General features: G+C 43.4%; 28 protein-coding genes. 13 read left to right on the top strand and 15 right to left on the bottom strand.

The features are described 5' to 3' along the window. Positions 1–312 precede the first annotated feature (312 nt). From AACT52_RS21605 to AACT52_RS21585, 5 genes are all read left to right on the top strand, one after another. Positions 313–1,344 (top strand): ABC transporter ATP-binding protein, encoded by a 1,032-nt coding sequence (locus AACT52_RS21605; RefSeq protein WP_073633304.1) that lies wholly within the window; start codon positions 313–315, stop codon positions 1,342–1,344. 289 nt (positions 1,345–1,633) lie between these two features. After that, the gene (locus AACT52_RS21600) at positions 1,634–2,674 is read left to right on the top strand and encodes an RRXRR domain-containing protein (protein ID WP_073633303.1); all 1,041 of its coding nucleotides are present in this window, start codon (positions 1,634–1,636) and stop codon (positions 2,672–2,674) included. Positions 2,675–2,740: 66 nt separating this feature from the next. Further along, a complete protein-coding gene (locus AACT52_RS21595; protein WP_073633302.1) occupies positions 2,741–3,529 on the top strand; it encodes an ABC transporter permease in 789 nt (262 codons plus the stop codon). 583 nt (positions 3,530–4,112) lie between these two features. After that, the gene (locus AACT52_RS21590) at positions 4,113–4,880 is read left to right on the top strand and encodes a DUF1350 family protein (protein ID WP_073633301.1); all 768 of its coding nucleotides are present in this window, start codon (positions 4,113–4,115) and stop codon (positions 4,878–4,880) included. 83 nt (positions 4,881–4,963) lie between these two features. Then, entirely contained in the window at positions 4,964–6,109 is a 1,146-nt protein-coding gene (locus tag AACT52_RS21585) for a PP2C family protein-serine/threonine phosphatase (protein WP_073633300.1), read from the top strand. Here AACT52_RS21585 and AACT52_RS21580 read toward each other — a convergent pair. The 4 genes from AACT52_RS21580 to AACT52_RS21565 form a co-directional block, all read right to left on the bottom strand. Next, positions 6,106–6,441, bottom strand: coding sequence for an STAS domain-containing protein (locus AACT52_RS21580; RefSeq protein ID WP_073633299.1), 336 nt, complete (start codon positions 6,439–6,441; stop codon positions 6,106–6,108). The two genes, AACT52_RS21585 and AACT52_RS21580, sit on opposite strands and share 4 nt — an antisense overlap. A 188-nt stretch (positions 6,442–6,629) precedes the next feature. Continuing rightward, positions 6,630–7,289 carry a nucleotide exchange factor GrpE gene (gene grpE, locus AACT52_RS21575; RefSeq protein WP_073633310.1) on the bottom strand — a complete coding sequence of 220 codons (660 nt, stop codon included), beginning with the start codon at positions 7,287–7,289 and terminating at the stop codon, positions 6,630–6,632. Positions 7,290–7,355: 66 nt separating this feature from the next. Further along, positions 7,356–7,841 (bottom strand): Dps family protein, encoded by a 486-nt coding sequence (locus tag AACT52_RS21570; protein WP_073633298.1) that lies wholly within the window; start codon positions 7,839–7,841, stop codon positions 7,356–7,358. 52 nt (positions 7,842–7,893) lie between these two features. After that, the gene (locus tag AACT52_RS21565; protein ID WP_073633297.1) at positions 7,894–8,154 is read right to left on the bottom strand and encodes a ParB N-terminal domain-containing protein; all 261 of its coding nucleotides are present in this window, start codon (positions 8,152–8,154) and stop codon (positions 7,894–7,896) included. A gap of 339 nt (positions 8,155–8,493) precedes the next feature. Here AACT52_RS21565 and AACT52_RS21560 point away from each other — a divergent pair, with 339 nt between their 5' ends. After that, entirely contained in the window at positions 8,494–10,089 is a 1,596-nt protein-coding gene (locus AACT52_RS21560; protein ID WP_073633296.1) for a SpoIID/LytB domain-containing protein, read from the top strand. 276 nt (positions 10,090–10,365) lie between these two features. Here AACT52_RS21560 and AACT52_RS21555 read toward each other — a convergent pair whose 3' ends face one another. Then, complete coding sequence (locus AACT52_RS21555; RefSeq protein WP_073633295.1) at positions 10,366–10,668, bottom strand: ferredoxin; 303 nt, start codon at positions 10,666–10,668, stop codon at positions 10,366–10,368. A gap of 554 nt (positions 10,669–11,222) precedes the next feature. Further along, positions 11,223–11,522: a ferredoxin gene (locus AACT52_RS21550; protein WP_073633294.1), complete on the bottom strand. Its 300-nt coding sequence runs from the start codon at positions 11,520–11,522 to the stop codon at positions 11,223–11,225. A 465-nt stretch (positions 11,523–11,987) separates the two neighbouring features. Here AACT52_RS21550 and AACT52_RS21545 point away from each other — a divergent pair, with 465 nt between their 5' ends. Continuing rightward, positions 11,988–13,001 carry a Gfo/Idh/MocA family protein gene (locus tag AACT52_RS21545; protein ID WP_073633293.1) on the top strand — a complete coding sequence of 338 codons (1,014 nt, stop codon included), beginning with the start codon at positions 11,988–11,990 and terminating at the stop codon, positions 12,999–13,001. Positions 13,002–13,006: 5 nt separating this feature from the next. Further along, a complete protein-coding gene (map, locus tag AACT52_RS21540) occupies positions 13,007–13,780 on the top strand; it encodes a type I methionyl aminopeptidase (RefSeq protein WP_073633292.1) in 774 nt (257 codons plus the stop codon). 178 nt (positions 13,781–13,958) lie between these two features. Here map and AACT52_RS21535 read toward each other — a convergent pair whose 3' ends face one another. Further along, on the bottom strand, positions 13,959–15,944 hold the full coding sequence (locus AACT52_RS21535) for an amylo-alpha-1,6-glucosidase (protein ID WP_073633291.1): 1,986 nt from the start codon (positions 15,942–15,944) through the stop codon (positions 13,959–13,961). Between the two features lie 414 nt (positions 15,945–16,358). Between AACT52_RS21535 and AACT52_RS21530 the strand changes: the two genes are divergently transcribed. Beyond that, positions 16,359–16,553 (top strand): hypothetical protein, encoded by a 195-nt coding sequence (locus tag AACT52_RS21530; RefSeq protein ID WP_073633290.1) that lies wholly within the window; start codon positions 16,359–16,361, stop codon positions 16,551–16,553. Positions 16,554–16,594: 41 nt separating this feature from the next. Here the strand turns inward: AACT52_RS21530 and AACT52_RS21525 are convergent, their stop codons facing one another. Then, complete coding sequence (locus tag AACT52_RS21525) at positions 16,595–17,101, bottom strand: DUF29 domain-containing protein (protein WP_073633289.1); 507 nt, start codon at positions 17,099–17,101, stop codon at positions 16,595–16,597. A 471-nt stretch (positions 17,102–17,572) separates the two neighbouring features. On the opposite strand from AACT52_RS21525, the gene AACT52_RS21520 reads away from it, so the two are divergent. Then, a complete protein-coding gene (locus AACT52_RS21520; protein WP_073633288.1) occupies positions 17,573–18,973 on the top strand; it encodes a DUF4041 domain-containing protein in 1,401 nt (466 codons plus the stop codon). Between the two features lie 215 nt (positions 18,974–19,188). Here AACT52_RS21520 and msrB read toward each other — a convergent pair whose 3' ends face one another. After that, a complete protein-coding gene (msrB, locus tag AACT52_RS21515) occupies positions 19,189–19,683 on the bottom strand; it encodes a peptide-methionine (R)-S-oxide reductase MsrB (RefSeq protein ID WP_073633287.1) in 495 nt (164 codons plus the stop codon). A gap of 360 nt (positions 19,684–20,043) precedes the next feature. Continuing rightward, complete coding sequence (locus AACT52_RS21510; protein ID WP_073633286.1) at positions 20,044–21,276, bottom strand: TetR family transcriptional regulator; 1,233 nt, start codon at positions 21,274–21,276, stop codon at positions 20,044–20,046. A 183-nt stretch (positions 21,277–21,459) separates the two neighbouring features. On the opposite strand from AACT52_RS21510, the gene AACT52_RS21505 reads away from it, so the two are divergent. Then, positions 21,460–22,308: an acyl-CoA desaturase gene (locus AACT52_RS21505; protein WP_073633285.1), complete on the top strand. Its 849-nt coding sequence runs from the start codon at positions 21,460–21,462 to the stop codon at positions 22,306–22,308. A gap of 262 nt (positions 22,309–22,570) precedes the next feature. Here the strand turns inward: AACT52_RS21505 and AACT52_RS21500 are convergent, their stop codons facing one another. Continuing rightward, complete coding sequence (locus AACT52_RS21500) at positions 22,571–23,923, bottom strand: pentapeptide repeat-containing protein (protein ID WP_073633284.1); 1,353 nt, start codon at positions 23,921–23,923, stop codon at positions 22,571–22,573. A gap of 2 nt (positions 23,924–23,925) precedes the next feature. Beyond that, the gene (locus AACT52_RS21495; protein ID WP_073633283.1) at positions 23,926–24,150 is read right to left on the bottom strand and encodes a hypothetical protein; all 225 of its coding nucleotides are present in this window, start codon (positions 24,148–24,150) and stop codon (positions 23,926–23,928) included. A 19-nt stretch (positions 24,151–24,169) separates the two neighbouring features. Between AACT52_RS21495 and AACT52_RS21490 the strand changes: the two genes are divergently transcribed. After that, positions 24,170–24,562: a trypsin-like peptidase domain-containing protein gene (locus tag AACT52_RS21490; RefSeq protein ID WP_143172845.1), complete on the top strand. Its 393-nt coding sequence runs from the start codon at positions 24,170–24,172 to the stop codon at positions 24,560–24,562. 47 nt (positions 24,563–24,609) lie between these two features. After that, entirely contained in the window at positions 24,610–25,326 is a 717-nt protein-coding gene (locus AACT52_RS21480) for a tetratricopeptide repeat protein (protein ID WP_233154043.1), read from the top strand. Between the two features lie 15 nt (positions 25,327–25,341). Here AACT52_RS21480 and AACT52_RS21475 read toward each other — a convergent pair whose 3' ends face one another. Genes AACT52_RS21475 through AACT52_RS21465 form a run of 3 tightly spaced genes read right to left on the bottom strand, consistent with a single transcriptional unit; the run spans position 25,342 to position 26,433 of the window. Further along, positions 25,342–25,764, bottom strand: coding sequence for a type II toxin-antitoxin system VapC family toxin (locus tag AACT52_RS21475; RefSeq protein WP_073633280.1), 423 nt, complete (start codon positions 25,762–25,764; stop codon positions 25,342–25,344). Then, on the bottom strand, positions 25,764–26,003 hold the full coding sequence (locus AACT52_RS21470; protein ID WP_073633309.1) for a DUF2281 domain-containing protein: 240 nt from the start codon (positions 26,001–26,003) through the stop codon (positions 25,764–25,766). Before AACT52_RS21470 ends, AACT52_RS21475 begins: the two co-directional genes overlap by 1 nt. 13 nt (positions 26,004–26,016) lie before the next feature. After that, on the bottom strand, positions 26,017–26,433 hold the full coding sequence (locus AACT52_RS21465) for a COP23 domain-containing protein (RefSeq protein WP_158054726.1): 417 nt from the start codon (positions 26,431–26,433) through the stop codon (positions 26,017–26,019). Positions 26,434–26,449: the final 16 nt, after the last annotated feature.

Genomic DNA, 26,449 nt, shown 5'->3' with positions numbered 1-26,449 from the left:
GGCTTATCCCCATAAATGGAATTTAGGGGCTTGCGCCCTCCGATTTGCGGTCAAATTAGTTAAAGGAAATCCACCCCGTTATGCTTTATCCAAGGGCTTTTTGATGCGTAACCCAGGAAATGATTTATATGAGGTGCTTCGCATCCTTAAGCGCTTGACTCAGTTAACAACTGGTTGAACCTTTGAGGATGACTGAGTGCAAAAGTATAAAATAAAAACAAATTTGTATTAATTATACAAATTGAAAGACAATAAGATCTAGAACTCATTTAAGTAAACTTTGTTGTTAAATCCAATTTCTTACTGTCTGTTATGTCACCAGAATCGTCAGTACACAATGTTTCTAATGCAAATGATTATAGTATAATATCCGTTCAAAACCTGAGCAAAGTTTATCCTGTCGCCGTTAAAGAACCAGGAATTGTAGGGACAATAACCCACTTTTTCCGCCGCACCTACCGAGAAATCAAAGCAGTTCACGATGTTTCCTTTGAAATTGCACCTGGTGAAGTGGTCGGGTTTTTAGGACCAAATGGCGCTGGTAAAACCACGACGCTAAAAATGCTCACGGGGCTGATTTATCCTTCTAGCGGTCAAGTTACAGTTGGTGGACATATTCCATTTCGTCGCCAAGAACCGTTTTTGCAAAAAATCACCTTGGTAATGGGGCAAAAACAGCAACTGCTTTGGGACTTACCAGCGCTTGATTCTCTCAAGATTAACGGTGCTGTCTACAATATCTCCGATAAAGAGTTCCGTCAACGGGTAGGAGAATTAACCGAGATGCTATCGCTGGAAGGTAAACTGACTCAACCTGTGCGGAAACTGTCTTTAGGTGAACGGATGAAGGCAGAACTGTTAGCAGCACTTTTGCATCGTCCTCAGGTATTATTTTTGGATGAACCAACACTGGGATTGGATGTAAATGCTCAAGTGGGAGTGCGTGATTTCTTGCGCGAGTACAATCAGCGATATCAAGCGACAGTATTATTGACAAGCCATTACATGGCTGACATTACAGCTTTATGTCAGCGGGTTCTGCTTATTCACCAAGGACAGTTGATGTATGACGGTAGCTTAGATGGACTGCTGGAACGTTTTGCGCCTTACCGAGAAGTCCATTTGGAATTAATTCATCCTGTACCTAAAGAAAAACTGACGTTATATGGTGATGTGCGACACATGGAAGGGCGTTCGGTTTGTTTTATGGTGCAGCAAGAGGAACTTACCCGTACTGTGGCGCGGATTTTAGCAGATTTGGATGTCGTTGATTTGACAGTCACAGAACCGCCAGTTGAAGAAGTGATTGGGCGAGTTTTCCAAGCAGGAGTGGTCAACGTTTAAATAAGACAAAGATGTACAGACGCTTTCATTCAGTGCGTCTCTACAATGACTCATGACTAATGACTAATGACTAAATTTCTATGGTCACTGACCCCGCCCTGAAGGGAGGGGGCTTGTAAGAGGAAACTCACCAATTTCTTAATACAAGACTAAAACAGTGTCTAGCCATTAATACTGAACTACCTGGGCGTGGTAGCCCAAAACACGTTACTAGATGCCTCCCTAGTCTGTAACCTCTGTGATAGTCAGTGGCGAAGGGATATATATACCCAATTGGGACTTATCGTAAATGTTTGTTCCAGTCGTAGATAGTAATAATCGACCCCTGATGCCAACAACACCCGCTAGGGCTAAACGTTGGATTAAATCAGGTAAAGCTACACCATTTTTTAAGAAAGGAGTATTTTGTGTTCGACTTAATGTAGAGCCATCAAATCGAAACTATCAACCAATAGCAGTTGGCGTTGACCCAGGTAGCAAGCGTGAGGGGTTTACTGTTAAATCCAAATCGCACACCTATTTAAACGTACAAACTCATGCAATTGATTGGGTGAAAGACCACGTAGAAACAAGACGGAATATGCGACGTGCTAGACGGTTTCGCAATACACCCTGTCGCCAAAATCGTAAAAACCGATTAGTCAACAAACAAAAGTTGCCACCATCAACTAAAGCTAGATGGCAGTGGAAACTACGAATCTGTAACTGGTTAAGCTCAATGTTTCCCGTTACAACTTTCGTCGTTGAGGATATCAAAGCCAAAACTTGGAAAAATGGGCGTAAATGGAATGTATTGTTTTCACCGTTAGAAGTAGGTAAAAACTGGTTTTATTCAGAATTGCGCCAATTGGCTAACCTGGAAACCCGTGCGGGTAATGAAACTTACGAGATGCGACAAGAGTTAGGCTTAAAGAAGTCTAAAAACAAGTTATCTAACAAATTTGATGCTCATTGTGTTGACTCGTGGGTATTGGCTAATTGGTTTGTTGGAGGACATGCCATGCCTGATACGATAGCACTAATCGAAATCGTTCCTCTAGAATTTCATCGTCGTCAACTGCACAGATTGCAACACCAATCCGGTCATATTAGACCTAGATACGGTGGAACAATTAGCGCTGGATTTAAACGAGGTTCAATAGTTAAGCATCTCAAATATGGTTTTTGCTATGTCGGTGGGTGGGTGGAGTCACCAACAAAGAAAAATCCAGATAAAAAAACAATTAGCTTGCACGACATTAGGTCTGGTAAGCGATTAACTCAAAATGCAAACCCCACTGATTGTAAATTTGTCAGTTACAACTCGTGGCGGGTTGCAAACTGTGCCTAAAGGCACCTTTTCGTTTTTTCTCCGTGGGCTAAAGCCGCACGGTTTCCACACTTTTCACGAGGTTTTATGAAGCGAATTTTCAAGAAAGCCTTGACATTCCTGTCAGTGTACTACGCCTATATGGTTGAGTATCGGGCGGAACTTATTTTATGGGTGCTGGCAAATTCTCTGCCAATTATTCTCATGGGAGTATGGATACAGGCGGCGCAAGGAGGACGGTTCGGTCTGTCACCTGTGGATTTTGCCCGTTACTTTCTTGCTGTTTTTCTCCTCAGACAAATCACAGTTGTTTGGGTTGTTTGGGAGTTTGAAAGGGAAATAGTAGAAGGAAAACTTTCTCCTCGCTTGCTACAACCGATTGATCCAGTATGGCATCATATTGCGTCTCATATTTCTGAAAGAGCAGCCCGTTTACCTTTTACATTGTTACTGATGGTAATATTTTTTCTCCTGTATCCCCAAGCTTTTTGGTTGCCAAGTCTAGCAAATTTTTTGCTATTTATCTTGGCGGCGATGCTCGCTTTTGCTTTGCGTTTTATTATGCAATACTCATTTGCAATGCTTGCTTTTTGGACGGAACGGGCGAGTGCTGTAGAAAATTTTTGGTTTTTGTTTTATTTATTTTTGTCTGGGATGATTGCACCTCTAGAGGTTTTTCCTCCAAGCGTGCGGGCGGTGGTACTTTGTACGCCGTTTCCTTATATGATTGATTTCCCTGCAAGTATTTTGGTTGGGCTACCCGTGGATTTAGGACGGGGATTTTTGTCAATGGTGGGTTGGATTTTGGTGTTTTTGGGTTTAAATCGTTTGCTGTGGCGGCGGGGCTTGAAGAGATATTCTGGGATGGGAGCATAATTTCGTATTCGCTTTCATACTTATAGCACTTCTGATTTGAATAGACTTCTTGCATTCATTCCAAAAAAATGAATAATTAACCGCAGATGGACGCACCCTCAACGCACATGAAACCCACTTATGTAATGAAGTACAGGTTTATCTGTGTTCCATGAGTGTACTCTGCCTTAAGCCGCCTCTGTCTACATCTGTGGTTCATTATTTCTAGGACTAACGCATTGACAAAAATCATTAAATATGAATCTCGTTTTTCGACTGTAAGGTGGGCAGTGGTAAGCACTAGCATATAATCTGCACATCAATTTATGGCACTGCCCACCCTACTTTGTGTTGTGGTCTGAAACAGCCGAATGCACGTTAACGCATATGATGGTCAATCTGTACAGTGCGTAAGTTCTAATTTCTTTATTTCTTTGGTGTAGCTTACAACGGTTGCAAACCGCTATAAAATTAGCACGCACGCCATCAGCCTTAAAGAGTGTCGGTTTTGGCGGATACCCACCCCACAACAACACTCAACAAAGCTTACTATTAAAAAGTATTAAATACTCGGCTTTGATCTCTCACCCTTTACCTTGTTGAGATGGACTGGCAAGAAATCTCTGGCAACTGGGTACTCGTTCCCCGAAATCCTGTTGCAATCATTCACTTCCTGGGCGGCGCATTCGTTGCTACCGCACCCCACCTGACTTACCGCCACTTATTAGAACAACTGGCAAGCAAAGGCTATGCTGTGATAGCGACGCCATTTGTGAACACTTTGGATCATAGTGCGATCGCCAAATCTGTACTATTAAACTTTGAACGCGCCATAGAACGCTTACACGATACTTCGGCAATACGCAAGCGCTACCTTCCCATTTACGGAATCGGACACAGTATGGGGTGCAAACTCCATTTACTCATTGGTAGCCTTCTTCCTGTAGAACGCGCTGGCAATATCTTGATTTCGTATAATAACTACGCTGCAAGGGATGCGATTCCCTTAATCGAACAGTTGAACTTAGCCGCCGCCGTCGAGTTTACCCCCTCACCCTTAGAAACCAATAAACTCGTGCAAGAGCGCTATAATATTCGCCGCAACTTGTTAATAAAATTTACCAACGACACGCTTGATCAATCAAAAACTTTAACTGAACTCTTGAAACAACGCTTTCCAGAGATGGTGACGGTACAGACACTCACCGGCACTCATACCACACCCTTAGGGCAAGATATTAAATGGCAGACGGGAGAATCGTTTACGCCGTTTGACGCCTTCGGACAGTGGTTCAAGCAAGAAGTATACCGGGATCTCAATCAGCTCCAACGCACCATCCTGTTGTGGCTAAATCCTCTTTCCCCTCCATAATCATCTAGAGAGATAGTCAAAAGTTAAAAGTCTTCCATTACTAATGACTTATAACTGACTAATGACTCCTGACTTAATGACTAATGACTAATCTATATCAAATCTTAATAATTGATGATGACCTGGCAGTACAGATACTTCTGACAAGGATGCTGGAAAGACAGGGTTATAAAGTCGTGGTTGCCAGCAATGGTGAGGAAGGAATTGTAAAGGCAGTTGCTTGCTGTCCGGCGCTGATTATTTGTGATTGGATTATGCCAGGGTTAAATGGACTGGAAGTTTGCCAACGAATCAAGGCAGATCCCCAGTTATCTACTACGTTCTTTATTTTATTAACGTCTTTAGATTCCGTAGCCGATCGCGTTAAGGGGTTAGATGCCGGTGCTGATGACTTTATCACAAAACCGATTGAACACAATGAATTGCAAGCGAGAGTAAGAGCAGGATTACGTCTGCACCAATTGAGTAGGGATTTACAAACCCAAAAGCAAATTTTAGAAGCAGAATTGGCAGAAGCCGCAGAATATGTGCGATCGCTTCTGCCACCCCCAATGATGCATCCTCTAAGCATCAATTTCCAGTTCATTCCCTCACGCCAACTTGGAGGTGATTGTTTTGATTACTATTGGCTTGATCCGGATTACCTAGCAATATATCTGTTAGATACTGCAGGGCATGGGCTTAGAGCAACTCTCCCCTCGATTTCTGTGCTAAATTTACTGCGATCGCGTGCTCTTAAGGGTCTAAATTACTATCAACCTAGTGATGTCCTGCAAGCATTGAATAATACTTTTCAAATGAATTATCAAAACGATAAATACTTTACTATTTGGTATGGAGTTTATAACCGAGTTAAACGCCAATTAATTTACGCAAGTGCCGGTCATCCACCAGCAGTCTTAATATCTGGAAAATCCCCAACCTCGACTAAAGTCAAAAAATTGAGAACTCCGGGTGTGCCTGTGGGTATGTTTCCACAGGTAAAATATGTAGATGACTCTTGCAATATTGAAGAATCCAGTTCTCTTTATATTTTCAGTGATGGTGCTTACGAAATCACGCAATCAGATGGCACTCTTTGGACGTTAGAAGGTTTTATTCAGATGCTTGTCGCCTCACAGCGGCAATTTGAGGGTAAACTTGACCAGATATTAAATAACATCATCTCTTTAAACTCAAAAGAAGCTTTTGATGATGATTTATCTATCATCAAGATGAAGTTTGATTAATTGATTTTAGATATGGCAACTTTGTTAAATTCCTCTTGACTAGGAAATATTTCAAATACCTTATCCATACCGGTCAGTTCACACAATATCCTAACTTGTTCATTGATCGAGCAGATCACCAAATTCCTATCTACAGCCCGTAGAGCTTTAAAAGCTAACACCAAAGCACCCAAGCCAGAACTGTCCATAAAAGTCACATCTTTAAAATCAACTAATACTATTTTGGTGCTACTTTCTTTTTCTATAATTTCATTAATTTTTTCTCGAAACTCTTGGGATTGACTACTCCCTAACATTCCAGTTAGTTGAATAACTTTTACTTGCTCTATCATAACTTAGGAATACTAATTAGTATAATTTTTTCTTGACATTGTTAGTCTATACCAATAGTAATTCATTTGAAAAACTGTAACCACATACCTATGTAAAACTTCTGAATAATAATTTGGGATTTACGGAGAACTATTTGTTTGTAATTTTTCAAGCGTGAGTGCCTGTTTCTGCTATCCTTTGCCTACACTTATGGTGAAACGGGGCTGACCTTAGCGCGATATAGCAACTTGTCACCTTGACGGTAACCAGTGTAACGCACCTTGACAATTTCACCAACTTGTGGATTTCCTTCGAGAAGCTGGTGGAGTTGCGGGTCATAAGGTATTTCTGCTCCCACAGGTGCTATAGCTTCCACCCCCCACTGCTGCAGAAGTTTTTCTAAGGGTTTGTGTACCAACGGAACGATGTTGACAGCCGGTAACTGGGGATTTTCTCGTGCTTTATGTGCAGCTGTGGGAAATTGCAATAATAAAGATTCCAGCAGTTGCAAACTAGACTGCTGGAACTCTTGCTGTAATACTTGTCGTTGCTGTTGTATTTGCTGTTGCGATCGCTCGTATTCTTTTTTTAATTGGTCTACATAATGTAACAATTCTTGCGTTGGTGTATCTTTATCTATGACCAACTCTACTTGAGAGAAAGTAGCAACTAATTCATTTAAGCTGAGTTTCAGCGCTTGCGACAACTTAAGTAGGACATCCACGCGCATTTGCCCAACTCCGAACCGTCGCAACCGCAAAATTTGACGTTCTGAAACACCAGCAGTGCGACTCAACGCTTTAAAACTAGAAATACCCACCCGTTGCATCAAATCATGCAACTTTTGAGTGAAATCGGTGTCGGACATGACAGCACAGGAGGAATTGGAAATTGGCAATGGGGAATTGGTTGTTTTTGCCATTCCCCATTACTTCTATTCTTCCAGCAAACTTCTCAGCATCCAAGCATTCTTTTCGTGTACCTGCATCCGCTGAGTCAATAAATCGGCAGTGGGTTCGTCATTAACCTCATCCACAACAGGGAAAATAGACCGCGCAGTTCTCACAACGGCTTCTTGTCCTTCGACAAGCAGGCGGATCATTTCTGTAGCTTTGGGGACACCAGGACTTTCTGAAATCGAACTGAGTTGGGCAAATTCGCTGTAAGTACCAGGTGCAGGATAGCCCAATGCTCTAATCCGTTCGGCAATCAAATCAACTGCTGTTGCCAACTCTGTATACTGGGTTTCAAATAACAGATGCAGAGTTTGGAACATCGGTCCTGTGACGTTCCAATGAAAGTTATGAGTTTTCAGGTATAGCGTATAAGTATCAGCCAACAGGCGAGACAAACCTTCGGCAATTTTAGCCCTGCTTGCTTCGTCAATACCAATGTTTACTGGGAATGTTTGACTTGGCATAATTTTCTCCAAATGATTTATTGAATTCTTGTACCAAAGACAAAAGACAAGGTTATGCCAGATGCATCTTCAAAACACTTTTAGGGGCTTTGCGGACTCTAGCTATGATGGTTTCTTTGCCCAAACGCTGGCAAGCTTCGTAGCGATGGCATCCAGAAAATCCGTAGTACTGTCCATCGACTTCTAAAACATCGATTGGTTCTTTCTGCCCTATGGCAGCAATCGATTCCATTAAAGCTTTGACCTTGTCTGGGTCGTTTTGGCGTGGCAAAGGTCGCCGTATCTGATTTAAAGGAATTTCTTGAATGATCATAAATGAATTTTGTTGATGAGTGGTGTTTTGTGGCTCTTGATTAAATCATAATCGTTATGACTTCAAGTTGCAACTCATTTTGCTTGTGAAACAGGTATTGGTTTGAGCAAATAACTTGTGCCAAAAACTACTAAACTACATAGGAAAGTCAGAAGGCACCAAAAGGAACCCCAAAGATAAAACGGGGGTCTTGATGTCAGGATGATCCGCTTTAATTTTTGGGGATTTTTCCGGTGTGGGGGCTTGCACCCAAGTATGTCTAATATCATCCTTTTGACTTGGTAGTGATTTTGGCGATCATCCACTTCTAGACAGCTGTGGCGGCAAAACAAAGATTCCATGAAAATCATTTGGCGTATTTCTTACACCGTACTTACCACGTTTTGTTTATTGGGTCTAACTGGGGCATCAGGTCCTGCAAGTAGAACAAAGGATGTGGAAATTAGGATTGGCATTGTGCAGCGATTCGGAGATCAGCCCACAGAAGCGCTGCAATTAGAACCCACCAAAGGCGATCGCTTGAGGTTGAAATTTCAAGATGGGAGTAGCCAGCAAACTTTAGTCACGACCAAGCCTGTCAAACTAGAAGTCTTGATGCAAGCAATGCCTGCAGCAGTCGTCAAGGAAAGGGTCGTGTTGGGAACATTCCGTACATATGAAACCGCTGAAGATAGTGCGCAAAAGTGGCGCGATCGCGGAATAGAAGTGGAAATAGCCCAACCAGAACGTTGGCAAGTTTGGGCAAAACGCGAAGTTTACAACACTCCCTTACTTAGACGTTTGCTGTTGCAAAGCGTCCAAGCTGCTGGTCAAAACACTGCTTTTGTCGATACCCAAGTTTTACAAAAGGTACCCCGAGTCACTTGGCAAGTGGATGGCAAACGCTTCAGCCCAGATAATTTAGAAATTAGTAGCGACAAAAATTTGATTCGGGTCAATGAAAGTAAAAAACCCGAGAAAGCACGTCTTTACGCTGGACGCATGAAGGTGCAGCCAAATGCCTATGGTGACTATACTCTCGTGAATGAAGTGCTTTTAGAAACATACTTGCGTGGAGTTGTGCCGTATGAAATTGGCGCGACAGCTCCCATGCCAGCAATGGAAGCACAAGCGGTTCTCGCCCGGACTTATGCTTTACGGAATTTACATAGATTTGCAATAGATGGGTATCAATTGTGCGCTGATACTCACTGTCAAGTTTATTATGGGTTGAGTGGAGTGACACCGAACACAGATCGGGCGATCGCCACAACACGGGGTATGGTTCTCACTTATAAAAACCAGCTAGTGGATGCTTTGTATTCTTCCACAACTGGTGGCGTGACTGCTTCCTTTAGCGATGTCTGGAATGGTGATGACCGTCCCTACCTGCAACCTATAATAGATGCTCCGAGCCATGATATATGGAATTTGTCTGGGCAGAATTTAGCGGATGAAAACCAATTTCAACAGTTTATCAGTCTCAAACAAGGATTTAATGAAAGTCAGAGGGACCTGTTCCGTTGGCGTCGGGAAACGAGCTTGAAAGAGATTACCAAAGGTTTACAAAAATTTCTCAAGGTGAAAAACAGTCCCTATGCAAAGTTCAAAACTATCCGAGAAATGAAAGTAGTAGAGCGAAGCAAGAGCGGTCGCATTCTCAAACTTGATGTCAAAACAGATATTGGCACATTTTCTTTATATAAAGACGAGGTTCGCAGTGCCTTTATCGCTCCTATCAGCACCCTGTTTTACCTACAACCACTAAATAAAGGCAACTCAGAACTTTGGGGATACGCCTTTGTTGGTGGTGGTTTAGGACATGGAGTTGGCTTGAGCCAAGTGGGTGCTCAAAATTTAGCTAAGCTTGGCTGGTCGAGTCCAAAGATTCTTCAGTTCTACTATCCTGGGACTAAAACTCAAATTCTCGGTAACGGGATTGCGCAAACGAACTGAGCAAATCTATATCTATCACACTCAAAATGCTTTCCTTCCCTTGCCGCTCAACACAGGGATGCTTGTGGAGATTGCTAAAATTAAATTAATAAAGCAGGAACGCGGGATTCCCTGTGCTCCTGCTCATTTAACGTGAATCTAGACTTAATGCCAAAGTAGGTGTTGGAGCAGACACAGCAGAAGATGATTTCTGTTGTTTGTACTGCTTCTTTTACTTTTATGTCTCTACGACATCCGGTACTCTTCCAAGAAGTTGATTTTGGAGGTGCCTAACTTTTAGTAAAGTTCCTCTTCCTTGTGGGTTTGGATCGTACAGTCTCCAGTTGGGTAAGCCACACAAGTCAGGATATATCCAGCTTCGATTTGGTCATCATCTAAGAAAGACTGGTCAGACTGGTCTGGAGCAGAACCAGATACAAGTTTACCAGCACAGGTAGAGCAAGCACCAGCACGGCAAGAGTAAGGCAGGTCAAAACCTTTCTCTTCAGCAGCATCTAGAATATATTCATCATCCTTAACCTCAATCGTTTCGTTGAAATCTTCAGCTTCGTTAATCAGTGTGACCTTATAAGTAGGCATTTTGTCATCCTCTTTTTTGCAAACGGACGGTATAAGTTATCCTAAAGCAAATACCACGGCTGTTCCTATGGGAGCAGCCGTTTGTTAAAATTTGCTTCACTTCTGATACTACGAGAAAAATAAAAGGATGCAACCGGAAATTGAACTCGATTAGTAATGAAATTTAGTTACTTCATACTGATAAGTTTTTTTTATAGCACTGACTTTCTACTCCTTACATTGTTAAATAAAGTTATAAGTGTCCAAAAAATATTGAAAGTATAAAAAGTTAGCCTACTATATCAATTTGTACTTTCTTTCAGCAGTGATTAGCTCCACGTTTATTTGTCTACGAATACCCTTTAAGGGAGTCTGTCACAATGTAGGTAAGTTAAGGAAGCAGGAGCATAGGGTTCTGTGTATTCCTGCTCGTATAACCTGAAGATAGACTTATTGCCAAAGTACGTGTAACCAACAGACACAGCACAGGGGGAATTTTTCTCTGTCTATCCTGCTTTTTTGTGTCTTTACCACATCAGTGGCTCTTGAAAGTTGATTTTTGAGGTGCCTAAGCTTTATTCGATATCTTCTTTCTTGTGGGTTTCGATGGTGACATCAGAGGTAGGTTTGGCGATACAGGTCAGCACATATCCTTGCTCAATCTGGTCGTCGTCCAAGAAAGACCCGTCAGACTGATCAACGGAACCTGATTTAATCAAACCAGCACAGTCAGAGCAAGCACCAGCGCGGCAAGAGTAGGGCAAATCAAGATCAGCTTCTTCAGCAATATCTAGAATGTATTCATCATCTCCTACCTCAATTGTTTTGTTTATCCCTTCAGCGTCATTGACTAATGTCACTTTGTAAGTAGTCATTTTGTCATCCTCTCTTCTACAAACCGATTGTATAAGTTATCCTAAAGCAAATAGGACGGCTGATCTTATTGGATCAGCCGTTCGTAAAAATTTGCTTCACTTCTGATACTACGAGAAAAACAAAACGATATAACCGGAAACCGAACTCGATTAGTAATGAAATTTAGTGAGTTAATTAAAATAATTTTTTTTTATAATACTGAGTATCTACTTGCCAGATTGTTAAATAAAGTTATATACAACCAAAAAAAAATCAATGTATAAAAATAACATGGTAAACCAATCTGAGGTTGGTTGAGATGTTAAAGCTGTTTGTTGTGGGAATAGGGGGTGTAGGAGTGTAGACAGAGGAGTCTATTTTTCCCTATATTCTTACCTCGATACGAGCGTAATGCCTTTACGCCCTTATACCCATCGGTTCCTTAGCGCTTATACACAACAATAAACAAAGCGGTGACAATAATAATGTACGATAACTCAGCTTTTTCGCAAAAATGCCCAGTAAGGGTGGGTTTGGTTGGTACTGGGTATGCAGCAAAGCTCCGGGCTGAAACATTGATGCATGATCAACGCTCACATCTCGTTGCTGTTGCCGGTCATACACCCGAAAAGACAGAAGCCTTTGCTAGAGACTACCAGGCTCAGGTGATAGATTCTTGGCAGCAACTGGTAGAGCAAGACAATATAGACTTAGTGGTGATTTGTACTGTGACTCGGGATCATGGTGCAATTGCACGAAAAGCGCTGGAGAACGGTAAACACGTTGTTGTAGAGTATCCCCTTTCTGTAGACGTGGCAGAAGCTGAAGAACTTATTGCGCTTTCCAAAGCACAAAAAAAATTGCTCCATGTTGAACACATTGAACTGTTGGGTGGTGTGCATCAAGCCTTGAAGGAATACCTCCCAGAAGTTGGTCAAGTATTTTTCGTGCGCTACAACACCATTAACCCCCAGCATCCCGCACCCCGCAAATGGACGTACAATCACGAGCTTTTCGGGTTTCCTTTGATTGGCGCACTTTCCCGCTTACACCGTCTTGTAGATTTGTTTGGTAAAGTGATATCGGTCAACTGTCATAATCGATTTTGGCGGATAGAAGAAACAGAGTATTATCAAAGTTGTTTCTGTGATACTCATCTGTCCTTTAATAGCGGACTGTTAGCCCATGTTGTCTACGGTAAAGGCGAAACTTTATGGCAACCAGAACGTAAGTTTGAAGTTCATGGTGAAAACGGCGGATTACTTTTTGACGGCAACACCGGAATTTTGGTACAGCTAGGGGAAACAAAGACGATAGAAGTTGGTAATCGTCGGGGTTTGTTTGCCAAAGATACGACAATAGTGTTAGATCATCTCATTGATGGTACTCCCATATACGTCACCTCAGAAGAAAGCTTGTACACTCTGAAAGTGGCGGATGCGGCACGACGTTCTGCCGAAATGGGGGTAACGGTAGTATTGGATGATGCTTTACATTAAATTTCATGAAAAGCGAAACGATTGTTATTTTATCTAACAGAGAACTAGACAAGATGCGTAAGGCTGGACGATTGGCAGCCGAACTTTTACACCATCTTGAACCAATGGTCAAGCCAGGGGTAAGTACGCTCGAACTCAATGACGAAGCTGAACGGTGGACACAGGCGCATGGTGCAAAAAGCGCACCTCTTGGCTACAAGGGCTTTCCTAAGTCAATTTGCACGAGTGTTAATGAAGTCATCTGTCACGGAATTCCGAATGCCAAGCAAATCCTCAAGGAAGGTGACATCATTAACATAGATGTCACGCCGCTTGTTGATGGCTACCACGGTGATACATCCAAGACATTCTTTGTTGGCACACCTTCCCCAAAAGCTAAAAAGTTGGTTGAGGTGACAGAGGAGTGCTTGAGAAGGGGGATTGCTGAGGTTAAGCCAGGAGCAAGGGTTGGGGATATTGGTGCAGCCATTCAAGAGTATGCCGAGGCACAGGGCTTTTCGGTGGTGCGAGACTTCGTAGGACACGGTGTTAGCAACGTTTTCCATACTGCGCCGGAAATTCCCCATTTCGGGACACGAGGCAAGGGAAAACGTCTGCGACCTGGTATGGTTTTTACCATTGAGCCGATGATTAATGAAGGCACTTGGGAAGTTGAGGTTCTGGGCGATGGTTGGACTGCGGTGACACGCGATCGCAAGCTTTCCGCTCAATTTGAGCATACTCTCGCTGTGACTGAAGACGGCGTTGAAATCCTCACGTTACCCCAAGGCGAAACTTAACCTAGTCAGATAAGTAAGTAGGCGAGAAAAAATCAAATTATGTAAAGAAAAGTAAAGCTTGGAAACTAGCTCGTAATAGGCGCTTTAGCGTTAAAGCGCTGACTACATACCTTTAATTATTTACACCGACCTACTTACCATTACACGTCGAAGTGTGGAATATGATGGAACTCGCTCTTTAGGAATTCTCTGTCGCAAGCCAAGCACGCAAAACCTCTGCTACTGTCCACGCTTGGGCAATACATCCCCGTGGGGTCATAGGGGCATTGCCATCAAAAATTTCGCTGAGATTACCGACACCGTGAGCAGTGAGATGGTTCGCCATTGGCTCTAGGAACTGACGAGCAATAGCTGGGTTTTTATAGACACGCATATGTGCCAGGACAAAGGGACCTAGCAACCAACCCCAGACTGTTCCTTGATGATAGTCTCCATCGCGTTGATACTGATTACCTCCGTAGTTTCCCTGGTATTGGGGATGCTCAGGGGCAAGCGAACGCAATCCATGCGAAGTTAGCAGCATCCGCCCACAAGCATCTACCACTCCTTGTTGCTGGGCTGGCGTGAGCGGGCTTTCGGGTAAGGAGACGGCAAAAATTTGGTTAGGGCGCAAGGATGGGTCATCTCCATCGGGACCATCCAGCACATCGTAGCAGTAGCCTGTCTGTTGATTCCAAAAGCGAGAAAATCTGACTTGGGTACGGTCGGCGATCGCCTCATACTCCTGATGGGGCTTGCCAATGTGGCGAGCAAAGTTTGCCATTGTCCGTAAAGCATTATACCAGAGGGCATTTACCTCTATGGGTTTGCCAATGCGCGGTGTCACAACCCAATCTCCGACTTTGGCATCCATCCAGGTGAGTTGCACACCCGTTTCCCCTGCGTAAAGCAAACCATCGGTGGAATCGAGGTGGATGTTGTAGCGAGTGCCGCGACAGTGCCAGTCGATGATATCTGCAAGCACCCCAAAGAGTTCATGCAACAAATCATCATCCTCAGTGGCGCTGTAGTAAGCGCGGACTGCTTCAAAATACCAGAGAGTCGCATCGACTGTATTGTATTCAGGTGTTTCACCCGCATCGGGGAAGCGATTGGGTAACATTCCCTGGTCTACATACGTGGCAAAGGTGCGGAGAATTGAGCGTGCTATCTCTGGGCGTTCAGTGGCAAGGGTCAACCCAGGTAGGCTAATCATCGTATCGCGTCCCCAGTCACTAAACCAGTGATAACCAGCGATGATGGTTTTGCCGTGAGGGTGTTCTGGCACAGAGCGGTCAACAATAAACTGGTCAGCAGCCAACACTAAATGATTGATCCAGGCAGGAGAATCAGGAGCATGGAGGGGTCGGTTAGATTTCCACTGTCCGATTAACTTCTGCTCTTGAGTGTGACGGTGGTGGAGTGCTGCTTCACCATCCAAGTCTGGTTGGTTGTCAGTACTGGCGACAAAGGTGAGCGATTCCCCAGGGTTAAGTGTAGCTTCAAAAGTAGCAGCGTGGAGGTGGTCTTCTTTGTCGCTCAGTCCTCGGTAGCGTTCAACTGCCAGGTCAAATCCGTAATACCAATTGTGGGCAACAGATGCACTGCCGTGGTCACTCAGCAGGTACAGTGGTACAGCACCCGGATAAGCAGCGACACAAATTCCTTGTGTAACTGGCTCAATACTCATCTGCCAACCGTTGCTTTGGGTACTGCCGTGATAATCGCGGTAGTTGACCATTGCTTTAAGCGTCAGCTTTAACGGTTGGGTGGCGCGACGCAGGGCATATTGGACATAGGTTGTGTTAGCTCCCTGCTGCATCCACACCCGTTTTTCTAACAAAGCGTCAGCAAAGGCAAAACGCCACACAGGAATTGTGCCTTCCAAGGAAAAGCGTTCAATGTGCTGGTAACCTTGGGGACTGACGATACCATCCGCCCAACGGTTGGTGTGGAGAGAGAAAGAGCGAGCGTCATACAAGGCAGTTTCATCCAGTTTCGCCAGCAGCAAAGTCCGACCCAGAGGCGGTTTCAAAGCCGCTACCAGCAAACCGTGATAGCGACGCGTCAGTAAACCTGCCACAGTACCAGAAGCGTAACCGCCGATGCCATTGGTGACTAACCATTCCCGCGACTGTGCGATGTCGAGATTGCCACAGATTTCCCGCCCAAATTCAATACACATAAGTCAACACCCTTCTTTGGGATTGATATTTTGGAGTATCGGTTATAAAGCCTATATTGTGTTGAGATTGGGATTAAGAGTTGATGAGAGGGCATTTTTTTAACAATCCCAACTGAAATTTTAACGGCTAATCAGGTTGAGATCATGTAACATTCATAAGCTTTTAAGTATTGAGGCTTAAGTTTCGGTATTACAGAGGTAGAAATCCTGCAACCAACCAAAAACAAATAAAAAGGGAGATAGAACATGATCCAAACTACTACAACAGCTATTGCTGCTTTGTTGACTCAAGCAGGTGGAGCGCATTACGAATACGAACAGACTGTTCTGAAGGGAGTGTATGACGAAGAATGAGCTACTTGGTATGTTGATTATGTCATTCAGCATGGTCTGGGCAAACTGCTAAACAAAGCAGTGACTACTGAGCAAATCAGCCAGTTTTTCAGCCAAAGTTATGAGGAGTATAAAAAGGAGTATTCTGTACAAAATTGGGTTGAGTATACGGCTCTTGAAAATGGTAGAAAGTTTAACGCTAAAGGCGAGATAACTAGTTTGGGGATCACGGCGATCGCTCTGTTGTTCATTAGACAAATTCAAAAGGAGCAATGACAGATTTAGCCCCAGATTCTTAGAGCATTGATCACAGGTGTTTATGATTCCGACTTGTGTACTAATTCACTTAACTCGCCAGGATAAAAGCAATCTTCTAGAATCTCAGTCAAGTTGTAGGGACAATTGAGAGGAAAGATTTGCTCTGGCAGGTCAGTTTCTCCCATTGCTAAGTCCTTGGCATTCTCATATGCTTCTTGCAAAGCATCATCAAGATAAGGTTTGAGGCTTGGGTTGTCTTTTAGTAACCGTATCGTATCGCGACGCTGTATGCGAAGTGTTGCTAGCCAACTGCGGCTGCGACGCTGAGGTTGGTACTCCCATTTCAGCCAATGTCCAATCAACACGCTCAAACGGCTACGCAGTTCTTGGCGTTGCTGCTTACCCAAAGATTCAATTTCCTCAATTAGGTTTAGTAGGTCAACCTGACTCCACTGTTGGTTGCGGAGCAACGTTGCTTGTTCCTGCGTCCAAGCGTAGAAGTCGGACTCGTAAAGGTTTAATGCAGGTATCGATGTCTTTGCCATTTTTGGGTTTGCCTCAGGCATATGCATTAGGTTTATCCACCACAATTTCTATTGTAAAACTGTCTTTTGTAGAGTTGTTCAGCCGCTATGTATGTTCATTTTGGGATGAAGCGATGTCTAGTGAACGAATCAAAAATATTCAAAAATCTAGGAGACTGCTGACACTTTTACTACTTAGGTTAAGAAGGTGAGTATAAATTATCAAAGTAATTATACGGTACATTTATTTGTAATACTCAGATTTCGGATTTTATATGGAAAAAGTCTGTATAAATACTCTGTAGAGGGTAGTTATATGGAAATACTCCGTATAATTGAGTAGTTACATCGGTTTATATCCTGATTGAGACCGTACTTCGAGATCTCGGTTGGGAATCTCATGAGTTCAGATCTTTCAGGTAGAATCAAACCTAAAGTTGAGAGAATTTTGAGATAAGAGGGTGCAAGTTCGACCAACCTATAGTAGATGATAGACGATTTCGGCTTGCTTCCATGACATACCTACTGTTCTTATTGTCCATCGGATTAGCCACCGCTCTTGCTTTGGTAATCAAGCAGCTACAACAACGCAAGAACGATTATACAGTGGCTCAGCAGCGTCTTAAAGAGGTAGATAGGCGATTACAAGAAGCAGATCGAAAATATAGTGGACTTATCTCTAGAGAAGATACCGCTAGGGAGCTAGATTCACAAATCATGATTCTGAAGGATCGCCTTAAACAACTGGATAAGGAAGCAGAGGCGGAAGAATGTGAACTGTCTATCAAGATTTCATCACTAAAATCGAAGCTTCAAGGACTCGAAGAACAAGAAATTGTCGAAGCTTTTGGATTTTATGAGTCTAAGTATGATTTTCAAGAGGCTGAAGAGTATAAGCAACGCTTAGATAAGATTCGCACTCAGCAGAAACAGATGATAAAGGACAAACAAGCTGCTGTTTGTCATACTGAATGGTCAGTTAGCGGTAGTGTGAAAGAAGGTAAAAAGATGACTGATAATTTTATCAAGCTAGTTCTTCGTGCCTTCAATGGTGAATGTGACGCTTCGGTGATGAAGGTTAAATATAATAACGTTCAAACCATGGAGAATCGAATCAGAAAGACCTATGAGGAATTAAATAAACTTTCTCAGACTACGCACTGCGCAATCACTTCACAATTCTTGGACTTGAAATTACAGGAGCTTTCGCTGACCCATGAATATCAGGAGAAAAAGTATCAAGAGCAAGAGGAACAACGCATTATTCGTGAGCAGATGCGCGAAGAAGAAAGAGCATTGCGCGAACTCGAAAAAGTCAAGCAAGATGCTGAGCGAGAAGAACGTCGTTATCAAGAGGCTCTAGAAAAAGCTCGTAGGGAGATAGAATCCGCTACGGGTAAAACTCAGGAAAAACTCTTTAGCCAAATCGAGGAATTACAAAAGCGACTTGCACAGGCTGAAGCAAATAGAAAGAGAGCTATTTCTCAAGCTCAAATGACTAAATCTGGACACGTCTATATCATTTCAAACATTGGTTCATTTGGTGAAGATGTTTACAAAATCGGTATGACACGTCGCCTAGAACCAATGGATCGGGTTAAGGAACTGGGCGATGCTTCTGTTCCTTTTCCTTTTGATGTTCACGCCATGATCTTTTGTGAAAATGCACCAGAACTTGAATCTTGCTTGCACAAACGTTTTGACACCAGAAGAATGAACAAAGCAAACGAGAAAAAAGAATTTTTCCGAGTTTCATTGGAGGAAATAGTTAAAGTTGTCAGAGAGATAGATGAGGAACTTAAAATCTGCAAATCAGAGGTAAAATTTACCAAAATTGCTGAAGCTGCTGATTATCGAAAGACCCTTGCAAAAGAACGAGAAGTACACCCGCAGAAAGTAGCGACAGCGATCTAACAACTGTAGTGCAGCAGACAGTTGCAATTCACTGGTGCTGAGTTCAGTCTTATTTGCCGCCGCTGAACACAACCGTTAAACCGATGTCCTGGGAGTAGGGAGAAGCTTCCGGTTTGAGGGTAGGCGAGCACACGAAATCATCTCGTTTGTTACTCTCTCCAAGAGCGATCTGCCGCTATGCTGGAGCGCTTTGCTATCGCCTGCAAACACTAACCTCAACCTTCAATAAACTTCATTGCCACACCATTCATACAGTAGCGCTTACCCGTAGGCGCGGGACCATCATTAAAAACATGACCCAGATGTCCACCACAGCGATGGCAATGTACTTCTACTCTGGTCATAAAAAATGACTTGTCTACGGTTGTGGCGATCGCCCCTTCTATTGAGTTGAAAAAACTAGGCCAACCAGTGCCGCTGTTAAATTTAGTCTCAGATGTAAAAAGTGGCAAGTCGCAGGCAGCACATACATAAGCCCCTTTAGCATATTGCTTATCGAGAGAGCTGGTGTGAGCGCGTTCAGTCCCATGTTTCCGCAGCACAGAAAACTGTTCCGGCGTTAAAATTTTGCGCCACTCTTCTTCGGTTTTGCTGATTTCAAACTCATTGTTTGCAGTTGCCATAACTTCTGACCTTCCTGATAAATAACGTGATAACCATACTGTGCCTAGCATTGCTGCACCAGCGTGTAAAAAATACCGTTTTTTCATAATGCATTATTAATTTGCCGATTGAGCTAGCTTAATGACTAGCATGAGTGATAACCATGAATGAGCCCTGATAGAATCATTAAAATCTGCTAAGAATCATTGACATAAATACCATCAACTTCTGTAATTGTGTACTTTCTCTCAAAATTTCATCCGCTCCACTAAATGATCTCCCACGCGTAAAGCGTTGGATAGCTGCGATCGCCTGCCAACAAGCGGGAGCAACGCGGTGCACCGGACGGACGAAAATCGGCTGTGGGGTTGTCTAGATTGCTTGCTACCGCTGATATTTGACCGTTACCTCATAATTTTGATTGGACAGTATCTCAAGGTTATGAGTTCAGGTGAAACTGATGAGACTTAACTCTCCCGATTTACCTGCCTCGATTTATTATCGAGCCGAATCGCTTGCTCTAAAGCTGCTTTTTCTCTGGCTCTACGAGCATACGGCTGCAATTTTATAATATTCCAACCCGTGATTATACTCATATCTTCTAAATTCATTCCCTTGATTAACATTTCTACACACCATGTTTGTTGAGCTTGCTCAATGACTGGCTGTTGCCCTTCTGGTGTTAATAATCCCTCAGTTAATATTCGCCAGCGCTGTTGTATTTCTACCTCTGAAATAGGCATTCCATCGTCATTGAGAAATAATGCAGAGTGGTTATCTTTACGACTTTTTAACCATTGTGTTAAGGGATTACGAGCATAAGAGCCATACTGCTTACCCATGATCCACTGATTAACAGGAACTTGTCGAATAGAGCCTTGTGTGATTTGCAATAAGTACTGGTTGGTATCCCTGATTTGGTGGGCTTGCTCTAAGTTTACTATTTCTTCTGAAGATAAACCTGCTGCAAAAAAAACGTACATGAGGGCATAATCTCGCAGCCCTGATTTTTTAGCTCTTTGCAAAATGGAGTAAACTAAAATTGCTGGTAAATCTACCACCTTCTCTGTTGAAATAGATTCATTATTGATTTGATTTGAAGAGTTTGTGGCTACTTTTAAAAACAGCGCCACCAAATTTTCCAAAAACTCATCTCTGTCATGCCAAAGTTCATGAAATTCACTGGTAAATTCAATCACGGCATACCCCACCAACATACTATTGAGTAAACTGGCTAGCTTTTGAGGTGGCAATTGGGTGTATAATTGCTCACGCTCCATCATTGTTGCTAAATATTCAGCTACATAGTTGTTGGCTTGCGCTAAGCTTCTTCCCAGTGCTTGACGATTTTCTATTGGATATTTTCCTGACTCACCGACTACAGAGCGTACTAATTCAGGAACTTGTTCTAAAGCCGTTAAGCGCTCTTCGCAATAATCTTTAAGAGCTTGATAAACACTGTTCGTTTGACTGACTTGCGTTTTTAAGGATTCACCCAGTTCTTTAAACACTGGTGACTCGGAAATCACCGCTAGAACCAATCCGTGCTTGTTGCCAAAATGCCGGAATAACGTCACTTCATTCACTTTTGCTAATTCTGCGACAGCTTTGGTTGTCGTCTCGGTAATTCCTTGCGCCGCGAATAACTCCATTGCTGCATTAATCAGTCGCTGTCGCGTTGAAATTATTTCTCCAGACATAAGTAAAAACTGCAAGTGGCACTTGCATTTAAGTTGTATCCTTGCTAGACTAACAGATGTAAGTAGCACTTGCATCCTCTCTTCCCACTTTAGCTGTCAACGCCTGTGTTCGCAGAGGATGTGGTAACAAGTACAGTCTTCTGCACTAGTTTATTTACGGCATTCACGTCAAAGGAAAGATTTATGACTATCAACTCAGCTGGGGCTGTTGGTAAGCAGCCGCTTACTCTGAGCTGGATCAACGTGGCATTTTTCGGTACATTTCATGCCTTGGCAATCCTTGCTCCCTGGTGTTTTTCTTGGTCTGCTTTGGGAGTGATGATATTCCTGCACTGGTTGTTTGGCAGCATTGGTATTTGTTTAGGATATCATCGGCTTTTGACTCACCGAAGTTTACAGGTACCGAAGTGGTTGGAGTATGGACTCGCTATTGTGGGTGCGCTTGCGATGCAAGGAGGACCAATCTTTTGGGTGGCGGGACATCGGCTACATCATGCGCATACAGAGGATCCAGACAAAGACCCCTACTCTTCCCAGCGTGGTTTTTGGTGGAGCCATATGCTTTGGATTTTTTACCCGCGTGCAGAGTTTTTTGAGGAACAACATTACAAAAGATTTGCCCCGGAATTATACCGTGACCCATTTTATCGTTGGCTGAATCGCAACTTCTTGCCGCTCCAAATTCCTGTTGGTGTCTTATTGTATGCTTTGGGTGGATGGAGTTTTGTAATCTACGGAGTCTTTCTGCGGGCAGTAGTGCTGTGGCATACCACTTGGTTCATTAACTCTGCGGCTCACCTGCGCGGTTATCGTAGTTTCCAGTTGAAGGATAACTCTCGTAATCTTTGGTGGGCGGCAATTCTAACTTATGGTGAAGGTTGGCATAACAATCACCATGCTCATCCAAATGTCGCAAAAGCCGGATACTCTTGGTGGGAAGTAGATATGACTTGGTGGGCAATTAAAACATTGCAGACTCTGGGGTTAGCTAAGAAAGTTGTGATGCCTCCAACGTCAAAAGCAAGTAGTTAGTGGTTACAAGAAAAACCAACACAACTAATGACTAACAAATAGACTTCTTGCAAAACTCATATAGTAATCCTCCGCTTTCTTTGTGAGAATTGAAAGCCACAGATCCCCGACTTCTTTAAGAAGTCGGGGATCTTGTTTCTTACAAATGATTTCTTTAATGACTTTTGACTTTTGACTTTTGACTTTTGACTTTTGACTTCCCCGTAAGCGCAAAGCGCACGCTACGCGAACGCGTAGCGTGCCCGAAGGGCTTAGGGGCTGACTACCTGCCCAACTTATTAGGAATACCTTCGCAACCGCCGGGAATAGTACTTCTGGTTTTTTCGCCTCCCCAAGCACAGCAATAGTATCGCGCTGACTCAGACATTCGCTGGGCATTGGTGAAATCAGCGTCTTCGACAACAGCCCCTGTGTGTTCGCCAGTCTCGTAGTCTGGCGGTGCAGTACGGCTGCGAGGCGAGGCGGTTTCAGCGGAACCATAGAAGAGGCGAATTCCGTTTAAATCAGTACCGTTGAGTTTTGCTTCATATAAAATAGCCCGGGAGAGATTGGCTTTTACCAAGTCACAGTTAATGAGGTTAGCGCGGACAAGATTGGCTTCCGACAGATCAGTCCAACGCAAATCAGTACTAGCAAGATCAGCTCCCGCAAGCATCACTCCTAAATCGATGACACGCAAACCAGCCTCTCGATCTTCTGCATAACCGCCATTACCGTCGAGAATGGCACGCCCAAGATGGCGATCGCGCTTCAGGGGTGTCAGCAATTTGGAACGCGAGAGAAAGCGGAGAACTTTCGCTTTCCCACTACCATCTATACTACTGAGAATTGCTGCTGTGCGTCCTTCCGCAATCATCCGTTCTTGTGGCCAATCTTCTAACAATCCTTGTTCATCTAATACTAAGTCAGAGATACCTTGGAAATAGGAATCTATCGTCTGCTGTTGGGTAATAATATTTTGCTGAACCGTGAGGAGGTTTTGCTGAATGGTCAAGTCTTTAGAAATGACGTACTGTCGCCAAGCAACATAAACGGCAATAATGGCAATCAGAATTTGCCCCAAAGCACCAAACCATTCCGCAAGTGTCCCAGAAGCTTCCCAGTTTATTCGGCGTCCAAAAGCTAGGATGCGATCGCCCAAACCACTGAACTTAATTCCACCAATGACACCTGCGACGACTCCTAAAAACGCAACAAACAGCGCTCGTTCTTGAGCTGAAAACCACTCTTGTACCACAGTGACTATAGTTGGTAACAGCACTGCTAGTGACAAGACCAAAGTTCCCAGCGTTCCGAAGATACCAATGATCCAGTTATTGATCGCTATTCCTATAAAAGTCATGGCGATCGCGACTAAGATCAGCAACAATGCTCTGGGTTTGACTGTTACAGGTCTAGTTAACCCTTGGAAGGTGGAACGTGCTTGTTGCAGGGCAGTTGTGTTGCGCGGAGATTGCAGCGATGAAATTGCAGAAAGGGCTTGTTGAGTGGCAAGCCCATCTGGTATGAAGCAATTTTCACCTACGTCCTCAAAGTCATCTGGTTGTAAGTCGTCTTCGAGAATAGGTTCTTGTTTATGAGACAGGGATGAGTTGGAGTTGGATTCAATCGGCATGATTATATTTTGCCACCAGCACGCTTGTGTTCAACAGCTGTCTCATGGTATCTGCTAGAAGGTGGGGTTAGGCAACAGTCGCAGGTAGCAACACGCCCGCGATCGCTTTCTTCTAGAACTTCAATAAAGATTGGGATGACTTGAGAGATATAACTGTAATTTTCCTGTTTTATAAAGTATTTTTTATTACTATTTAAGAAATAACAAATCGAAGTAACTTGATCCATTAAGTTCTGTAGGTGCGGGATGATGTCTTGCCGTTGCTTAGTTGCCTTTGGTTTTGTCGCTTTATCTCTAAGTGGCTGTAACAGTCCAAAGTTACCGGGAGAGATTGGTAAACAAGCTGGGGAAAGTTTAGTTTTAATCAACTACGTAGACAAACCGGGGCATGGTACAGGATTTTTGGTGCAGGGGGAAAACAAGCAACTCTGCACTGTACTCACTGTGCGTCATGTCGTGCCACCCAGCACTAAATTGCAGCTGCAAACCCCTGACAAAAAAATCTGGAAAGCTGAAAATATCAAACCCTTTCCCAAGCAGGATTTAGCAGTTATCAGTTTCAAACCAGATGCTGGAAGTTGTCCGTATACAACTCTCAGCTTGGGTAACTCTGATGGTTTAATCGAGGAAATGACCTAAATCACTTACAACGCTACAAAGATGCACTAGCATCATACGACAAAGCAATTGAATTAAAATCTGACTATTATCAAGCTTGGGTGGGTCGAGGTAAATCACTGGCTGAGTTAAACCGTGATGAAGAAGCACTCGCCTCCCAGAACAAAGCAGTTCAAATTAAGCCTAATTACTCTCTAGGTTGGAATGTTAGAGGCATAACGCTAACTAAATTGAAACGGTACGAAGAAGCTATTGAATCTTTTGACAAAGCGATTCAACTGAACAATGAATGGAATCCTACAAGCCCTGCTGAAGTTTGGAATAACCGAGGTGATGCCCTAATTGACTTGCAACGATACTCAGATGCGATCGCATCTTATGATAAAGCGATCACTATCAAACCTAATGATTGGATAGCTTGGAATAATCGAGGCACTTCCCTAAGTGATTTAAAAAGGTACGAGGATGCAATTGCATCTCACGATAAAGCAATTGCTATAAAACCTGACTACTCTGCAGCTTGGAATAACCGAGGTGGTCCACTAATTGAGTTGAAACGTTACGATGATGCCCTTGCCTCCTTTGATCGTGCTATCCAAGTAAATAGTGAATGGGGCGACAAATCTAGCCCTGCTGAAACTTGGGAGAACCGAGGTTATGTACTGGAGCTGTTGAAACGGTACGATGAAGCGCTTAAATCTTATAATAAAGCCCTTCAAATCAAACCTGACTTACAAACAGTAATCAATAAACGCCAGCGGTTACTGAATCAATTGGGGCGCTAAAAATAGAAGCTATAGCTATTTATCCTGGGGCATAATTGTAGGAATGATTTGATTTTTGTTCTTGCGATAGACGAGAAAATCACTATCAAAAGTTAACAAAATACTATCAGCATACTGTTCAGCCATCCGCACTAAACAAGCATCAGCTAAAGAAATCGGCACAGACTGGTAAGTTCTAAGCAATTCCCCAATAATGCCAGTTTCTTCATCTAAGCGAAAAGGTATCTGTATCACTCCACTATCTACTAAACCGATAACCGCTTCTTGACCACCATAAACATTTCGCAGCAAAAAACAAGCTTCTGAAATCACTGCTTCACAAGTTAATAAAGGCGGCTCAATGGTCGCCCACTGCGCTGTTACCCAGTTATGAAACTGATCCTGGCGCTTGAGGAAAGCTACTAATGGACCTGTATCTAGTAGAACCCGCCGCCTCATTACTCCCCATATCCATCCATGTACTTTTTGTTAGTAGAAAGGTCTGATGGTCCTCCTTCCAAACAGCCAGCCCACTTCTGAGCAAGGGTTAAAGCAGACACCCGTGACTGTTGTTCTTGATTATAAAATTCTCTTTTGAGAGTTTTCGTTTGCAAAAACTCCACAAAATCAAGCGCCTCCTGTTGCTTTTCGGGGGGCAAAGTTCTTAGCTTTTCTACAATTATCTGTTCAATACTCATTTCACACTGTATGTTATTTGCTAGCATCTGATCCAGCTTTGAGATCCTCAGCTGCTAACTGGTCTTCAAAGCTGACAAATGTCGAACCAGGAGCAAGAGTGGGGACAGTTGAACCATTCGAGCCTTGCTCAACACTAGTACCATTTCTCAGAGCCTCAAGCATACGGCGCAGGGAGTCGTAGCCGTCAGCACCAGGTTTAAGCGTCACCAGCAGATTGCAATTATTGCGGTCAAGTTTGGTGTTGGCACATATTGCGGATTGATTGGGTGTTTTGGGGTCAGAGCGATGACTTAATCCTATTAAACCATCTTGGCGAAAGCCTTCCAAGCGTTGGGCGATGGTATCGCACCGCTTCTGAGTATTCCAGCCATCACCAAAGCTGTTGACCATCTTCAGCCAAGGCTTCGTCCCCTGATCATTACGATACATTACCATCCACACCTCG

The organism is Scytonema sp. HK-05, from assembly GCF_963872035.1.
GTDB lineage: Bacteria > Cyanobacteriota > Cyanobacteriia > Cyanobacteriales > Nostocaceae > Kalymmatonema.
This window is presented reverse-complemented; position numbering and strand designations above follow the sequence as displayed.

Coding starts and splice junctions, on each gene's coding strand:
- AACT52_RS21605 (WP_073633304.1), top strand. CDS start 313: ATGTCACCAGAATCGTCAGTACACAATGTTTCTAATGCAAATGATTAT.
- AACT52_RS21600 (WP_073633303.1), top strand. CDS start 1,634: ATGTTTGTTCCAGTCGTAGATAGTAATAATCGACCCCTGATGCCAACA.
- AACT52_RS21595 (WP_073633302.1), top strand. CDS start 2,741: ATGAAGCGAATTTTCAAGAAAGCCTTGACATTCCTGTCAGTGTACTAC.
- AACT52_RS21590 (WP_073633301.1), top strand. CDS start 4,113: ATGGACTGGCAAGAAATCTCTGGCAACTGGGTACTCGTTCCCCGAAAT.
- AACT52_RS21585 (WP_073633300.1), top strand. CDS start 4,964: ATGACTAATCTATATCAAATCTTAATAATTGATGATGACCTGGCAGTA.
- AACT52_RS21580 (WP_073633299.1), bottom strand. CDS start 6,441: ATGATAGAGCAAGTAAAAGTTATTCAACTAACTGGAATGTTAGGGAGT.
- grpE (WP_073633310.1), bottom strand. CDS start 7,289: ATGTCCGACACCGATTTCACTCAAAAGTTGCATGATTTGATGCAACGG.
- AACT52_RS21570 (WP_073633298.1), bottom strand. CDS start 7,841: ATGCCAAGTCAAACATTCCCAGTAAACATTGGTATTGACGAAGCAAGC.
- AACT52_RS21565 (WP_073633297.1), bottom strand. CDS start 8,154: ATGATCATTCAAGAAATTCCTTTAAATCAGATACGGCGACCTTTGCCA.
- AACT52_RS21560 (WP_073633296.1), top strand. CDS start 8,494: ATGAAAATCATTTGGCGTATTTCTTACACCGTACTTACCACGTTTTGT.
- AACT52_RS21555 (WP_073633295.1), bottom strand. CDS start 10,668: ATGCCTACTTATAAGGTCACACTGATTAACGAAGCTGAAGATTTCAAC.
- AACT52_RS21550 (WP_073633294.1), bottom strand. CDS start 11,522: ATGACTACTTACAAAGTGACATTAGTCAATGACGCTGAAGGGATAAAC.
- AACT52_RS21545 (WP_073633293.1), top strand. CDS start 11,988: ATGTACGATAACTCAGCTTTTTCGCAAAAATGCCCAGTAAGGGTGGGT.
- map (WP_073633292.1), top strand. CDS start 13,007: ATGAAAAGCGAAACGATTGTTATTTTATCTAACAGAGAACTAGACAAG.
- AACT52_RS21535 (WP_073633291.1), bottom strand. CDS start 15,944: ATGTGTATTGAATTTGGGCGGGAAATCTGTGGCAATCTCGACATCGCA.
- AACT52_RS21525 (WP_073633289.1), bottom strand. CDS start 17,101: ATGCCTGAGGCAAACCCAAAAATGGCAAAGACATCGATACCTGCATTA.
- AACT52_RS21520 (WP_073633288.1), top strand. CDS start 17,573: ATGACATACCTACTGTTCTTATTGTCCATCGGATTAGCCACCGCTCTT.
- msrB (WP_073633287.1), bottom strand. CDS start 19,683: ATGAAAAAACGGTATTTTTTACACGCTGGTGCAGCAATGCTAGGCACA.
- AACT52_RS21510 (WP_073633286.1), bottom strand. CDS start 21,276: ATGTCTGGAGAAATAATTTCAACGCGACAGCGACTGATTAATGCAGCA.
- AACT52_RS21505 (WP_073633285.1), top strand. CDS start 21,460: ATGACTATCAACTCAGCTGGGGCTGTTGGTAAGCAGCCGCTTACTCTG.
- AACT52_RS21500 (WP_073633284.1), bottom strand. CDS start 23,923: ATGCCGATTGAATCCAACTCCAACTCATCCCTGTCTCATAAACAAGAA.
- AACT52_RS21495 (WP_073633283.1), bottom strand. CDS start 24,150: ATGGATCAAGTTACTTCGATTTGTTATTTCTTAAATAGTAATAAAAAA.
- AACT52_RS21490 (WP_143172845.1), top strand. CDS start 24,170: ATGATGTCTTGCCGTTGCTTAGTTGCCTTTGGTTTTGTCGCTTTATCT.
- AACT52_RS21475 (WP_073633280.1), bottom strand. CDS start 25,764: ATGAGGCGGCGGGTTCTACTAGATACAGGTCCATTAGTAGCTTTCCTC.
- AACT52_RS21470 (WP_073633309.1), bottom strand. CDS start 26,003: ATGAGTATTGAACAGATAATTGTAGAAAAGCTAAGAACTTTGCCCCCC.
- AACT52_RS21465 (WP_158054726.1), bottom strand. CDS start 26,433: ATGTATCGTAATGATCAGGGGACGAAGCCTTGGCTGAAGATGGTCAAC.